Origin of the sequence: Actinomadura sp. 6K520 (assembly GCF_004349245.1) — a bacterium.
Classification (GTDB): domain Bacteria; phylum Actinomycetota; class Actinomycetes; order Streptosporangiales; family Streptosporangiaceae; genus Spirillospora.
On sequence record NZ_SMLC01000054.1, the window covers coordinates 28,167 to 42,008 of the forward strand.

Genomic DNA, 13,842 nt, shown 5'->3' on the forward strand with positions numbered 1-13,842 from the left:
AGGACCGGCTCCAACAGCCCCGGTGCTCACGGCCAGAATCCGCGCGGCCGGCATTCCCCTGGACCGGACCGGGCTAGCCCCGCTGGCCAGCGGGGCCGACAACACCGTGTTCACCGCCCAGACCATCGACGGCCACCACCTCATCGTCAAGGCATCGCTGCGCCCGAACCCCCGGTACGCGACCGCCGCGTGGGCCGCCGCTGCACTGACCGCACAGGGCATCCCAGCCCCACGCATTCTTTGGCACGACCGCTGGGACGGCGGAACGGCTTGCGTCGAAACCCGCTGTCCCGGTAACCCACTCACCGGGACGCCCGATCAGCTCGACACCACCGACGCCGCCATCTCCGAGTCCGCGGTTCGGGCAGCGCGCCACGCCGGCACTCTGCTCCATCTCGCCCACGCCATCACGGTCGGCGGATATGGCAAGCTCACCCCCCAAGGCACCGGCCCGCACCGCAGCTTGACCACCTCGATCCTTCCCGATCTCACCGCCCGGGCGAGCGTCGATCCGTCCGGTGGGCTCGCCACCTGCGCCCGCCGGCTCATCAGCGCCAACCTGTGGCGGCTCCCCGACCCCGGTCCGCACCTGTTGGTGGGGGATTGCGCGGCCCGGCACATCTTCCATCACCCCGGCACCGGCCGGGTTACCGGATTCATCGACCTCGAAAGCGCCCGCGGCGGCGACCCACTCGCTGACCTTGCCGGATTCAGTGTCCGTGAGCACCCCGACCTCGTGCGCCCGCTGCTAGAGAGCTACTTCCCGGACGGCGCCACCGTTGACCAGATATGGGCGCTCACTCTGCACCGCGCCCGTATCGCGACCCACCTCATGCTGTTCCACCTCACCCGCGGCCAGTACCGGCCCGCCGAACGCCTGACCGAGCACGTCACAGCCGACATCCGCGCGATCAGCACCGAAACCCCGACCGCGATGCCAGCGCCGCTGCCATTCCGGCACTCCGCCGAACCGTCGTCTCCACACTGAGGAGGCCCACGTCCATGTCCCTCATCCGGACCGCCGACCGGCACAAGCTCACCGCCGATAACCGGCCAGCAGGCTGTCGCGCCCACTCAGCCGGCCGGTTCCGGCTCCGCGCCGACGGCACCAGCCGTTTCGACCGGCACCACCACGACTTCGACGAGTTTTGGTTCGTAGCCACCGGTAGCGGCACCATCCTGCTCGGTGACACCGAACTGGACGTGCAACCCGGCGACATCATCTATACCCCCGCCGGGACCGACCACGACGTCCGCGCCGTCACCGGACCCGACGATCTTCACGTGTTCTGGCTGTCCTGGACGCTCCCTGACCGAGCCAGTGGCCAGCACCTGCACCGCGACCCGGCCGACGCCGCCGGACACCTCGTCGCCTCGCGCAGGCCCGCATGACCGCCGCAGCGCCCGCAGTGACTCTGCCGTTCCCGCGCCGCCCGAAGTACGGAGACAGCGAGATTACGGCGGTTACCGAGCTCCTGCGGTCGGGGTCGCTGTCAGAGATCGGCTGCGGCCCGGCCAGCAGGGGCCTCGAAGACGCCTTCCGCGAACTGATCGGCACGACGTACGGGCTGTCGTTCAATTCCGGCACCGCCTCACTCCACGCTGCCCTACACGCGGTCGAATCGGCGACGGGCGCCAGCCTGAACGCGGGGGTGGCCATGTCGCCCATGACGTGGATCTCCGCGATCACCGCGGCGTTTCACGCCGGAAGCTTCCCCGTCTTCGCCGACATGGCGCCCGGCTCACCCAACCTGGACCCCGCAGCAGCTGAGGCCACAGGCTGCTCGGCGATCCTGGCCACCCACGCCTGGGGCATTCCCGCCCGCATGGACGAGTTCGCTCGGTTTCAGTCCGCGGTCATCGAGGATTGCTCTCATGCCCACGGTGCGCTCTACCAGGGCCGGCCGGTCGGATCCTGGGGAATCGCGGGCTGTTTCAGCCTCCAGGAATCCAAAGCGGTCTCTGCCGGTGAGGGAGGCGTCCTCACCACCAGCGACCGCGGCATATACGAGGCGGCGATGACAGTCGGCCACCACCCAATCCGGCTCGCGGCCGAACTGACCGATCCCGGCTTGCTGCCGCTGGCCGCCGCTGCCGCCTCCTACAAGTACAGGATCCCCGCACTGTCCGCGGTGATCGCGACCGAGCAGCTCAGAACGCTGCCCGAGCGGATGAAGGCATCCCAAGAGAACCTCGCCCACCTGACCGACCTCATCAGCGCCCACGACCTTCCACTCCAGCCCGTACCGCTCCCCGATGGCTCCGTACGAGGCTGGTACGGCATGCCCTTCACCTTGCTCGAACCCGTCACCGCGCCAGACGATCTCGCCGTCGCTTGCAAACGGGCGGGCCTGCCGGTCCGCCCCCTGTACCGGGATTGGATGTCCACTCCGCTCCTGCAACAGCCCGCTCTGATCGATCGGTACTGGCCCCATATGCGCGCCCGGTGGAACCCACCCGACGCCCGGGACTTCCCGAACTATCAGCACTTCCGCAACCAGACACTGGTGCTGAAGATCCCGGACGTCGCCGCGCCCCGCTACATCGAACAAGTCGCCGCAGCACTCACGATCACCAGCAAACCTTTCTGATCCGCGCCGATCAGATCCGAGCTGAACGGAGCACGCAACCATGACCACCATCACCGCGCGGGCCGCCGTCCTGCACGAGCCCGGCAAACCCATGACCATCCAACAGATCAGCCTCCGCGAGCCCGGCCCCGGCGAGGTCCTGGTCCGCACCGCCACCGCTGGCATCTGCGGCACCGACCTGCACTTCGCCGCAGGCCGCTTCCCCTACCCCGTTCCCACCGTGCTCGGTCATGAAGCCAGCGGCGTCATCGAGCAGACCGGACCCGACGTCCCCGGTCTCCAGCCAGGCGACCGGGTTCTGGTGTGCGATCAGATCCCGTGCGGCCGCTGCGGGAACTGCTTAGCCGGACGGATGGTGTACTGCACCGACAACGGCACCAAGCAGCGTCAACGAGCCCGGCTGAGCCTCGGCGGGCAAAACTTCCGCCAGTTCCTGGGCGTCTCCGCGCTCGCCGAGCGCATGCTCGTCGACACCGCCGCACTCATCGCGCTTCCCGACCAGATCAGCTTCGCCGCTGGAGCCCTGCTCGGCTGCTGCCTGACCACCGGCGCCGCCACCATCATCAACACCGCGCACACCCGCCCCGGCGACACCGTACTGATCATCGGATGCGGCGGAGTCGGACTCGGCGCTGTCCAAGCGGCCCACATCGCCGGGGCCGCACGAATAATCGCAGCCGACCCCGAACCGCACCGCGCACAAGCCGCGCTCGATCTCGGTGCGACCGACGTCATCGACCCGACCATCACCGATCTCACCAGTGCCGTAGCGGCCGTGACAGAGCACCGAGGAGTCGACGTCGCCGTGGAGGCCGTCGGCGACGTCGCGCTCGCCGAAGCCGCCTTCGCTGCACTCGCTCCCGGCGGCAGGGCCATCGTCGTCGGCATGATGCCCTCCGACAGCTGTATCGCGTTGCCCTCCGAACTTGTGCGGCACGGCCGCAGCATGGCCGGCTCGGTCATGGGCGAGGTCCGCACCCGACACGACATCCCCGTCTACCTGCAGATGGCGGCCTCGGGCCGCTTGACCGCCGACGACCTGGCCACCTCTACCTGGCCCTTGAACCAAATCAACGACGCGTTCGCCAACGCCGCCGCACGGCACGGCATCCGCACCATGATCGAATTCTGAAAGGGATGCCCGGGTCGGGGTGCCTGACCAGCTCGTCAGGCACCCGCCGCGTACGCCTCCTGTACCTCCTGGCGGCGATCAGTCCACCACGCCAGCAACCGCTCGCTCGGCTCCAGCAACGCATCCGGGCCATGATCCGCCCGGTCATAGTGGAACTCAAAAATCCAGTAATCGGACATCCGCTTCCACCACAGCCGATCGACCGCGTCCGCCAGATCTGCCCGCGGTAACGACCGCAGCGACCGGTACCCGGTCACGAACGCCGCCACTCGGTCCAGATCCAGGTAGCCGTGCTCACCGCCGAACTGCACCTGCGCAGTCCGGCAAACCTCCTCCCCCAGAGCCTTCACCGCGACCCGATCCCAATCCAACACCGCGCTCACCGAACCACCGCTCCACATGATGTTGCGGTACTGCAGGTCACCGTGGACCCAGCCGAACAGACCAAGCGCCTCACCGGCCACCGGCACGCTGGAACGGTACTTGTCGATCAACACCTTGCGGTCCTCCAGCAGTCCCCGAGCGATGGCGTCGAACTCGGCCGGCTCATCGAGGTCAGCTAGCCGCCGAAGCAGCCGATCGGCCTTCGCCAGAGCTGTCTCCGGCCCGGTCACCATCGCCCTCGGGCGGTTCTCAGCGGCCGGGAGAACCACCCCAGCCTGCACGGAAAGCGCGTTATGGAGCTCAGCGACCACAGCACCAAAGGACTCCACCTCGGTCAAGGACAGCTTGATCCCCTCACGATGAACACCCTGGGCCCATGGCGACACCAGATAGTCGCGCGACCCGATCGACAACAGCGCCTCACCCTGCACCGTCCGCACCGGTGCACAGACCGGCAAACCCGCCGCGGCCAGCCCGTCCAGCACCGAAGCGTTGCGCCGTGCCAACTCCGCCGGGACATCGCACAGCAGCTTCAATGCGTACGTACCCGCAGCGGACCCTATCCGCCAGTTCCGGTTCATGATCCCAGCGGCCAGGAACTCAACATCGCGAACGTCGCCGAGTTCGAACGCCCTGGCGATGAGCGGGACGTCACCAACCACCAAGCCTTCTGCCGTAGCGGTACCCGTCCCCCACACCTCGTTCGTAGCCACCCGGCAACCGTAACCACGAGAAGGCACCGCTGACGCATGAATCACGAACCGACATCACGGGGCGCGCGCGAGCGGGGCGCGTGGGGGTGAGAGGTCGTATATCGGGTGTACCGGGAGCCTGTTGCACCAGGTCAGAGCGGCAAACACGACTTCACCGCCGCCGCGGTCGCACCATTGGCCATCTCGCCCTCAGTGCCTCGCCCCGCCGCCAACTCAACCGCCAACCTCACTTGTGGGAACGGCGAATCGCTACACGGGCCCGGCCCACCGCGCCAACGATCGTGGTCGTTGGCCGCCCCACGGCTTTCACCAAGTGCCGGGCATGGTCGTTCCCCGAGGGCAAACGTGCCAAAACCTCGCTGATCTCCGCATCGCGGGGATACGCTGCCGGACGACGAGCCGATGCGTAGACAGGGTGGAAGGCGCCTCGTTTACCGTGGGGGTAGTCGATGGTTTTACGGAAGGGCATCCCCTTATGCGTGACCGTTCACCGGACTTGGCGGATCCGGACTTGACTGTGGGGGACCGGATCAAGTTCTATCGCCGTCGCCGCGGTATGACCCAGGCCGTGCTCGGCGGGCTGGTCGGTAAGACCGGCCGGTGGGTGAAGGCCGTGGAGTCCGGGCAGCTTCAATGTCCCAAGCTCCCGACTCTGCTGGCCCTTGCCGAGGCGTTGAACGTGCGGGACCTAGCTCAGCTCACCGGCGGTCAATCGATACCGACAACGATGTTCCGTGGTCCCGGGCATCCTGCTCTACCCGCCGTGCGCGACGCCATCAACGCTGTGACAGTCTCGCTTACAGGCCCACCGTCGTCGCCGGGTTACCTGCAAGCTCGTCTGGACGCTGCCTGGCGAGCGCGCCATGCCGCACCCGATCACCGAACCGTCCTTGGGACTTTGCTCCCGGACTTGATCCGCGATACCAAGCATGCGGCGCGCAGCTTCGATGGCGCCGACCGCCAGCGCGTGTTGGCGGTACTCGCCGGCGTTTACAACCTGGCGCAGTTCTTCGTGGCCTATCAGCCGGACACTGGCCTGCTGTGGCGGGTGGCGGAGAGGTCGGTCATGGCGGCCGAGGAGTCAGAGGACCCACGGGCGTTCGGCGGGGCCGTTTGGCTGTTGGCGCAGGCGCACCGGGATGCCGGTGACTTCGATGCAGCGGAGAGCGTCAACCAGGAGGGACTGGAGGTGCTCCGCCCGCAGATGGGTGAGGCTGACGAAGATCTGCGTGCCATGTGGGGCGCATTGCTTTTCGAGGCTGGCTATACCGCAGCCCGCGCGGGCCAGCGCGGTACTGCTTGGCGGCGATGGGAGGAGGCGGACAAGGTCGCCCGAACTCTCTCGACCAGGCACTACGATGCAATGACGTCGTTCTCCCGGGTCATCATGGCGGCGCACGCGGTGACAATCGCCGTGGAGTTGCGCCAAGGCGGCGAGAGCGCGGTCCAAGCTCGAAAAGCGCGAAAGGCCGCGGTTCCGTCTCAACCCCGCAAAGGCCGTCATTTGATCGAGGTCGCGCGGGCATGGCAGCTCAGTGGCGACCAAGAGGCAACCCTCGGCACGCTGAAGGCCGCTTACGTCGCCGCGCCGGAGACAATCCGCTACAACGGGTATGCGCGACGTATGATCCTCGAACTCGCAGACGGGCCTGCGGCGCTACGGCGAGATGCGCATGATCTCGCAGATCGAGTTGGTGTGCTCGTCTGAGGGAACGACCATACGGTTGAAGGTGACGGAGGCTCCCGTGGAAGGAGCGGAACGCATGGACGGTGGTACGGGGATTGGCGCGCGGCTGAGGACCCTGCGCCGCGATGCGGATCTTACCCAGGAGCAGCTCGCGGAGGCGGCCGGTGTGTCCGTCGATTTGATCGGCAAGCTGGAGCGCGGCGACCGACCATCGGCGCGGCTGTCGTCACTGCTCAAGCTTGCGACTGCTCTGGACGTCGATCTGTCTGCATTGGCAGGGAAGCGGCCACGCCTGGATCACGGTGAGGATGCAAGCATCCTGGCTGTGCGGGATACGGTTCTCGCACCTGGAGTACTTCCAGGAATCACCGACGAAGACTCCGACGCCCCCCGGCTTACCGACCTTGAGCGCACTGTACGTGGTGCGTGGCTCGACTATTGGGGTGGACGGCTGTCCCGCCTCACTACGATTGTTCCCGGTCTACTTGGCGAGGCGCGAATGGCGTCACACGAGTACGGCCCCGGGGCCGCGCGGTCGCTCGCGCAGGCGTATCAATTGGCCGCATGCCTGTTGGTGCACCTTGGCAAGGATGACCTTGCCGTCATGGCAGCCGAACGTGCTGTGAACGCCTCAATGAATGGTGATGACCGCCTGTTGTGGGCCACCATGAACGGCACATGGGCTTGGTGCGTCCATCACCAGGGTCGCCTGGACGCAGCCGAGCGGCACGCCCTCCGTGTGGCTGAAGAGATCGAACCAGACTTCACTCGTAGCCCCCTCCCGCACCTGACCGTTTGGGGAGGCCTGATTCTTACGGGGCTCGCGTCCGCAGCGGCAGCTGAACGTGTCAACGAGGTCAGGGAGTACATCGGGCTCGCTCGCACAGGGACGGGGCGGTTCGAGGGCGACCGTCACGACTATGAAGTCAGCTACGGACCGTCGCAGGTCCAGACCCAGGCGTGCCATGCGTGGACGATGCTGCGAAAGCCCGACGAAGCACTCAAGGCCGCCAAGGGTGTACACCGGGCGGATCTGTACGGCATCAGTTACGGCAGGCATCTGCTCGACAAAGCTTCAGCGCATACGGACGCCCGCCACTTCCAAACCGCAGAGTCCGTGCTCGCCGAAGCCCAAGGCATCTCGGCTGAATGGTTCCGGCATCAAGGGCCAGCGCGGGCGCTAGTCGGGGAGCTTGTCCGCGAGTCGAGACGATTGACCCCCGGCCTACGCCGACTGGCCCGGATGGTTGACGTTGAACGCTAGGTGAAATTGGACGCCCCGCGCCTCTGACGTTTACCCGGACATAGCGTCCGGGTGCGGCCAGATGCGGACGGCTGCATCCGGACAACCTGCCCGTTCCCCAGTTGGGCCACGACCGAGAACATGTGCGGTGTGACGCAAACACAGCCGCCGTCAGGTTCCGGCAAGGGGACGGAAGCTGAGACAGCCGCAGGGTTTTCGGTGCGGGGCAGAGTATTCACCCGACGGGACACATGGTATTGCTCCCGAGGCCCCCTGGTCAGAAAGCATCTGAGCGAGGAAACCAGGAATTACGGCGCCAGCAAACGCTTGCCGGGAGAATGGCGCGCCCCGTGGGCCGCACACGGTCCCTACCAGGGGATGGATTCGCGCATAGTCCATGCTCCATACCGCAGCGCTCGAAAGCTGCGTTACCACAGGCTCCGCACCTTCCTGGCGATCCTGCGGCTATCACCGTCCACGACAAGGGGACATGAAGTATGTCCCTGTGCCGCAGCAGCTGGCTTGACTCTATGTCGGGTGGAACACAGAAGGCATGCCCTGCAAGAGACCCTCGCCCGGTGCACCCGCCGTCGCGTAACTGGCTGGTGCCACGAGTTCGGACAAGCAGGCGATGAATGCACGACCGCCAAGCCTTCAGCGCTCCCCGGACGACGGCACACTACGCCGTCTCTTTCCGTGTTCCCCGGTTCCTGCCTGCTCAGAGGTTCTGTCATGGCCCTTGCGAATACATCACCCCCTGCGGTCGCCAAGGCCGCGCTGAAGGAAGACTTCCCCGGCTGGCGGATCATCGTGTCCGACGAGGGCCGCTGGTGGGGCCAGCTCTGGCCGCTGCCCCGCGACCAGTTCAACCGCGTGAACCTGGTCGACGCCGACACCGCCGAGGACCTGCGCGCCGAGCTCGCCCGGGTCGTTGCCGGGAGCGCGCAATGACCGGCCAGGAGCTGACACCAGGCGGGGCGCTGGACTTCGCTCAGGCCAGCCCAGCCCGGACCTACAACGCGCTGCTGAAGGGCCGGACGGCGTACGCGGCGGACCGGGAGGCGGCCGACAAGGTGACCGCGATGGCGCCCGATGCCGGGCAAATCGCGCGGGAGAACTTCCAGTTCGCCGGCCGTGCCGCCGCGTGGGCGGTGGCCGAGTTCGGGATCGGGCAGGTCGCCGATATCGGAGTCGGCGTCCTGGACGCCGACATCGGGCTGCCCAGCGTGGAGGAGTGCGTCCTGCGGGTGGCGCCGGATGCCCGGGTCGTTGCTTTCGACAACGATCCGGTGGTTCTGGCGCATGCCCGTAGTGGCCGTAGCTACGGTCGCGTGCTCCACGGCGACGTCACCGACCTCGACACCGTCTTTGGCAACCCCGAGCTGGGCGAGGCCCTGGACCGGTCGGCCCCGACGGTCGTGGTGCTGGCCGCAGTGCTCCATTTCGTCGCCGACCCGGATGCGGTGATGGCTGACCTTGGGCGGCGGCTGGCGCCCGGCAGTGTGGTGGTGCTTTCCCACGCGACCACCACGGACACCGAGACGCGCCGTGTCGACGGCATGACCAAGGCCTACGACAAGGCCACCAGCCGGATTCGTTTCCGGTCTGAAGAGGAGATTCTGGGGCTGGTCGACGGCTGGGACCTGGTCGACCCTCCCGGGCTGTGCGATGTGGCCGAATGGGGGCTGCCCGGACCGCACGACGGCCAGGTGGGTGAGCACGTCCGGGTCGTCGGCCTGGTCGCCGGCTGGCCCGGCCGCCGCGACCGGGGACGTGAGCGATGATGGCGCGCGCCGCCGAGCGGCCGGCGTTCGGTGAGCTGACCGGCCCGGGTCTTCGGGAACCGTCCACCGCGGTTCCGTGGTGGCCGAGGGTGTGGAACTACCTGGTCGGCGGTAGGGATGCCTTCCATGCTGATCGGGAGTTGGCTGCTGATCTGGAACGGCAGATCCCGGGTATAGCGCGGATCGCTCAGATGCGGCGGCGGGCTCGCCACCGTCTGGTCGAGGGCCTGGTCGGCGCGGGAGCGATCGAGCAGTTGCTGGTCCTGGGTGCGGAGCCGCCGCTGACGATGCCGCCGTTGGGCGAGGTCCACAGCGTCGCGCGGCGGATCAATCCCTCGGCCAGGACTGTCTACGTCACCGGCGATCCTGTTGCCGCGGTGCATGTCCAGGCGCTGATGTGCATTGACCGAAGCTGCGGATGCGTTGAGGCCGCCGTCGATGATCCGGCCGCGGCGCTGTCGGGTGCTTCGAGACTTCTGGATCTGTCTCGTCCGGTCGCGGTGGTGCTGGCCGGCGCGCTGGAACCGCTCGACGACCACGAGGTCGAGGCGTGGCTGCACATCGCCGGGACTGTTCTGGCGCCGGGCAGTCGGCTGGGCATCTCGCATCTGACCGGGCCCACTGTTCTGAGTGTGACGCTGGCGCAGATCTGCGGAATGCATCAGGCGCCGCTGCCGCATCTGCGTGGGCCGGCAGACGTCGCCGCCTTGCTATGTACAGGACCGAGCGAAGAACCGCGGGCCTTCGCCGAACCTTTCCCGGGGATGGGCCCGGATCCTGCCGCGGGGCCTGCGGACGGGCTGGCCGTGTGGTGCGGCACCGTCCAGATCGGAGGTGTTCCGCATGACCGGTCGATCTGTGGTGCGGCCTCGGGCGACTCGTTGGGCGGCCAACCTGTAGGGCGCGCTATGACCTCCGGAGCGCTGCGATGACCATCCCACGCTCCCTTGCCCCGTCCGTCGATGTCCAGGCGCGTCGTTCAGGTCATGCCGCGAGTGGTCGCCCTGACTCGCGTGGCCAGCCCAGCCGGAGCTGCCGAGATCGCCTCCGCTGAGGTGCGGCGCAACAGCCAGCCCCTGTTAACCCCCTTTTCCGTTCCGTCAAGGTGATCATGACTGCTACCGCGCGTTCCTCGACGTCCCCGCCGCCGTCGGCGCAACCTCCGGTGGACCACCAGCGTCCGGCGTGCCCGCCGGGGGCTGGTCAGCTGCCCGAGCGCCGGTGGTTGTGGTGGGCGGGTGCCGTGGCCGCCTGCGTGTTGTTGCTTCACGCCGTTGCCGCGCCCGCGGTGTACCCGGAGGCGGGCGTGTTGGGTCTGGTGGCCGTGTTCGCGGCCCCGTGCTCGGCGGTGCTCGTGCTGGTGGTTTTTGCCCTGCTGTGGCAGCGCGACCGCGATATCCGGGCCTTGCTGGGCAGGAAGGACCAGGGGCTGGTGTCGGCCCGCGAGCGGGCGAATGTGCTGGAGAGCGAGCGTGTGCGCGCCCAGCACGGTGAGCGTTTGGCCGCGGAGGCGGCCCGGCAGTCTGAGCGGCAGATGGTGGAGCAGGCGGTCCTGCACGCCTCCAGCGCGGAGGCCGTCCGGCAGGCGCTGGTGTTCCTGGTGGAGCGGCAGTTGCCCGCCGTGGTCGAAGGGACACCGGCGCCGCCGCTCGTCTTGTCCGAGGACGTGGCCGACCGGGCGACCGCGGAACTGGTCGAGGAGACCGTGGCCGACGTGCTCAGGCTGGTGGGGCGGGAGGCGGGCCGGCGGGAGACGATGCGGCTGGTGGTGGTGGCGCTGGCCCGGCGGCTGCAGGCATCGGCTCTGGAGATCTACGGCGAGGCGATCCAGATGCCGCCGCACGTTCAGCAGGATCCGGGCCTGCTGAAGGCCAATCTGCATGTGCAGCACGCGGCGATGCAGCAGGCCCGGCGGGCCCAAAGCGTGGTGACGCTGGCCGGGGAGTGGCCCGGCCAGCAGTGGCAGGACGATGTGCCGCTGGTGGACGTGGTCCGCTCGGCCGCGGGCCGGATCACCAGTTATCAGCGGGTCCAGGTCACCGGGAACCGGGAGATCGCGATCACTGCCGCGGTGGTCGAGCCGGTGATCCACACGATGGCCGAGCTGCTGGCCAACGCCGCCCAATCCTCCCCGGCGACCACCGCGGTGCAGGTTCAGGTCCGTGAGGTGCAGCGCGGCGCGGTGATCGAGGTCGACGACGCCGGGTTGGGACTGCGCGACCACGAACTGAGCGCGTACCGCGAGATCGCCAGCGGGCACCGCCTGGTGGCGCTGGAGGAGATGGGCGCGGTCCCCCAGACGGGGCTGGCGGTGGTGGGCCAGTACGCGCGGCGGCACGGCCTGGGAGTGGATCTGGCCGAATCGCCCTATGGCGGTATCCGTGCCGTGGTGTTGATCCCGGGGGAACTGCTGACCACCGTGCCCCTGCCCGCCTACCCCGACCAGCACGCCCCAGCACCCGAATCCACCGTGCCCGAGCCTCCACCGCCGGGGCCGGCGGCGGCAGAGGGCGGCCGGCGGGAAAGCAAGGAACTGTCGGCCGGCGACCTGGAGCCGGGGCCTGCCGATCCCGGGCCTGCCGATCCGGACCCTACGCAGACGGTTGACGGGCTCCCTCAGCGGCGCCACCGGCGCGGCGCCACCGCCCCGGTAGCGCAGCCCTCAGCCGCTGGTCCTTCTGCTGAGCGGGAACGCACTCCGGCTGAGGAAGCCGCATGGACCGCCGCCTACATGACCGGGACGCCGACCCGCCCCGACACCCCCGAGCCGGGGCCGGCCCCCGGCTCCGACCCCAAGGATGATCATGTCTGACCAGACCTGGATGCTGGCCGAAGTCCTGAAAGTTCCCGGCGTGATCCATGCGCTGGTGGCCACAGCTGATGGCCTGGTCAAACAGCGTTCGGAGAATCTGCGAGACGACACCGCTGAACGGCTGGCCGCCGCGTGCTCCGGCCTCAACAGCGTGGCCCAGAGTGTGGCCAAGGAACACGCCGGCGACCGGCCGATGCGGCGGGTCGTGCTGGAGCTGGACGGCGCGGTGCTGTTCGTCCGCGGGGCCGGTGACGGCTCACACCTGGCCGTCCTGACCGACCCCAGAGTCGACCCCGGCCTCATCGCCCAGCAGATGGGTTCCCAGGTCCAGAAGATCGGCGAAAGCAACCTGGCCACTCCCGCCCGCAGCCCAGCCCACGGCGCAGTACCTGGTGCCGGGCCCACCGGGGGGATCAGCCCGTGAAGAGCCCCTCAGACCGTGACCCGGCCCGTGGCCGGCCGCCAGACCCATCGGCGAGTGAGCAGCCGGATCCGGTGGTTCCGGTGTACGTCATCACCCATGGCCGGGCCGCGCCGACCCGTAACACGCTGCAGCCCGAAACGCTCCTGCTCGCCGCCGATCCGGGCGCGGACGGCCACCCCGACGGCGGCCGTTCCTCGCTGCGGGGACCGGACCGGGCGCTGCCGGTCACCGCGACGCGCGAGCAGGTCGCTTTGCTGCGGCTGTGCCAGGTGCAGTTGTCGGTCGCCGAGGTCGCGGCGTATCTGCGGCTGCCGGTCAGTGCCGTGACGGTGGTCGCCGCCGACCTGATCGACGGCGGTCACCTCATCTTCCGGGCCCCAGCGTCCCGGACCGATCTTGAGATCTTGAAGGAGGTGCTCGATGGTCTCCGCAACCTCGTCTGACCCCGTCGACCACGCTGCGGCGGGCCTGGTGGGCTCGGCTCCCGCTGCGGTCCCGTCCTCGGTCCGGCATTCGGTGAAGATTCTGGTGGTCGGCGGGTTCGGGGTCGGCAAGACGACACTGATCGGGTCGGTCAGCGAGATCGCCCCGCTGCGGACCGAGGAACCCATGACCACCGCCAGCGTCGGCGTGGACGACTTGGAACGGCTGGAGAACAAGACCGCGACCACGGTCGCCATGGATTTCGGGCGCATCACCCTGTCGGACCAGCTGGTGCTCTACTTGTTCGGTACCCCCGGCCAGCAGCGATTCTGGCCGCTCTGGCAGGGCCTGGCCACCGGCGCGCTAGGCGCCCTGGTCCTGGTCGACACCCGCCGCCTAGCGGCGTCGTTCTCTGCCATCGACCAGCTGGAACAGCACCACCCGGACCTGCCCTTGGCCGTCGCGGTCAACCAGTTCCCCGACAGCCCCACCGTCGACCACGACCAGCTACGCCAGGCGCTGGACCTGCAACCAGGCACCCCGCTGACCGACTGCGACGCCCGCCAGCGCGGCTCGGCAGCCGGCTCGCTGATCAGCCTGGTCGACCACATCTACCGCCCTGTCCCCACCGCCCCTTCTCCTCGGTAAC

General features: G+C 68.4%; 14 protein-coding genes. 13 read left to right on the forward strand and 1 reads right to left on the reverse strand.

The window, feature by feature from the left end; all coding sequences use genetic code 11:
• Positions 1-22: 22 nt before the first annotated feature.
• Genes E1289_RS16690 through E1289_RS16705 form a run of 4 tightly spaced genes read left to right on the forward strand, consistent with a single transcriptional unit; the run spans position 23 to position 3,723 of the window.
• Entirely contained in the window at positions 23-988 is a 966-nt protein-coding gene (locus tag E1289_RS16690) for a phosphotransferase (RefSeq protein WP_165970509.1), read from the forward strand.
• A 14-nt stretch (positions 989-1,002) separates the two neighbouring features.
• The gene (locus tag E1289_RS38240) at positions 1,003-1,392 is read left to right on the forward strand and encodes a cupin domain-containing protein (protein ID WP_165970510.1); all 390 of its coding nucleotides are present in this window, start codon (positions 1,003-1,005) and stop codon (positions 1,390-1,392) included.
• Positions 1,389-2,591 (forward strand): DegT/DnrJ/EryC1/StrS family aminotransferase, encoded by a 1,203-nt coding sequence (locus E1289_RS16700; RefSeq protein ID WP_131981096.1) that lies wholly within the window; start codon positions 1,389-1,391, stop codon positions 2,589-2,591. Before E1289_RS38240 ends, E1289_RS16700 begins: the two co-directional genes overlap by 4 nt.
• Positions 2,592-2,631: 40 nt before the next feature.
• Entirely contained in the window at positions 2,632-3,723 is a 1,092-nt protein-coding gene (locus tag E1289_RS16705) for a zinc-binding dehydrogenase (RefSeq protein ID WP_131981098.1), read from the forward strand.
• Between the two features lie 35 nt (positions 3,724-3,758).
• On the opposite strand, the gene E1289_RS16710 is transcribed toward E1289_RS16705, so the two are convergent.
• A complete protein-coding gene (locus E1289_RS16710; protein ID WP_131981100.1) occupies positions 3,759-4,820 on the reverse strand; it encodes a phosphotransferase in 1,062 nt (353 codons plus the stop codon).
• 496 nt (positions 4,821-5,316) lie between these two features.
• Here E1289_RS16710 and E1289_RS16715 point away from each other — a divergent pair, with 496 nt between their 5' ends.
• The 9 genes from E1289_RS16715 to E1289_RS16750 all read left to right on the forward strand — a co-directional run bounded on the left by E1289_RS16715 (position 5,317) and on the right by E1289_RS16750 (position 13,841).
• A complete protein-coding gene (locus E1289_RS16715; protein WP_243712860.1) occupies positions 5,317-6,528 on the forward strand; it encodes a helix-turn-helix transcriptional regulator in 1,212 nt (403 codons plus the stop codon).
• The gene (locus E1289_RS16720) at positions 6,494-7,771 is read left to right on the forward strand and encodes a helix-turn-helix transcriptional regulator (protein ID WP_207929002.1); all 1,278 of its coding nucleotides are present in this window, start codon (positions 6,494-6,496) and stop codon (positions 7,769-7,771) included. Before E1289_RS16715 ends, E1289_RS16720 begins: the two co-directional genes overlap by 35 nt.
• A 711-nt stretch (positions 7,772-8,482) precedes the next feature.
• The gene (locus E1289_RS38245; protein WP_165970511.1) at positions 8,483-8,701 is read left to right on the forward strand and encodes a hypothetical protein; all 219 of its coding nucleotides are present in this window, start codon (positions 8,483-8,485) and stop codon (positions 8,699-8,701) included.
• Complete coding sequence (locus E1289_RS16725; protein ID WP_165970512.1) at positions 8,698-9,534, forward strand: SAM-dependent methyltransferase; 837 nt, start codon at positions 8,698-8,700, stop codon at positions 9,532-9,534. The genes E1289_RS38245 and E1289_RS16725 overlap by 4 nt, the downstream gene beginning before the upstream one ends.
• Positions 9,534-10,466, forward strand: a complete 933-nt coding sequence (locus tag E1289_RS16730; protein WP_279487350.1) for an SAM-dependent methyltransferase — start codon at positions 9,534-9,536, stop codon at positions 10,464-10,466. Before E1289_RS16725 ends, E1289_RS16730 begins: the two co-directional genes overlap by 1 nt.
• Positions 10,467-10,777: 311 nt before the next feature.
• Positions 10,778-12,346: an ATP-binding protein gene (locus E1289_RS39000; RefSeq protein ID WP_207929003.1), complete on the forward strand. Its 1,569-nt coding sequence runs from the start codon at positions 10,778-10,780 to the stop codon at positions 12,344-12,346.
• Positions 12,339-12,770, forward strand: coding sequence for a roadblock/LC7 domain-containing protein (locus E1289_RS16740; RefSeq protein ID WP_207929004.1), 432 nt, complete (start codon positions 12,339-12,341; stop codon positions 12,768-12,770). The genes E1289_RS39000 and E1289_RS16740 overlap by 8 nt, the downstream gene beginning before the upstream one ends.
• Positions 12,771-12,850: 80 nt before the next feature.
• The gene (locus E1289_RS16745; RefSeq protein WP_243712861.1) at positions 12,851-13,213 is read left to right on the forward strand and encodes a DUF742 domain-containing protein; all 363 of its coding nucleotides are present in this window, start codon (positions 12,851-12,853) and stop codon (positions 13,211-13,213) included.
• The gene (locus tag E1289_RS16750) at positions 13,191-13,841 is read left to right on the forward strand and encodes an ATP/GTP-binding protein (protein WP_131981112.1); all 651 of its coding nucleotides are present in this window, start codon (positions 13,191-13,193) and stop codon (positions 13,839-13,841) included. Before E1289_RS16745 ends, E1289_RS16750 begins: the two co-directional genes overlap by 23 nt.
• The last annotated feature ends 1 nt before the right edge of the window (position 13,842 follow it).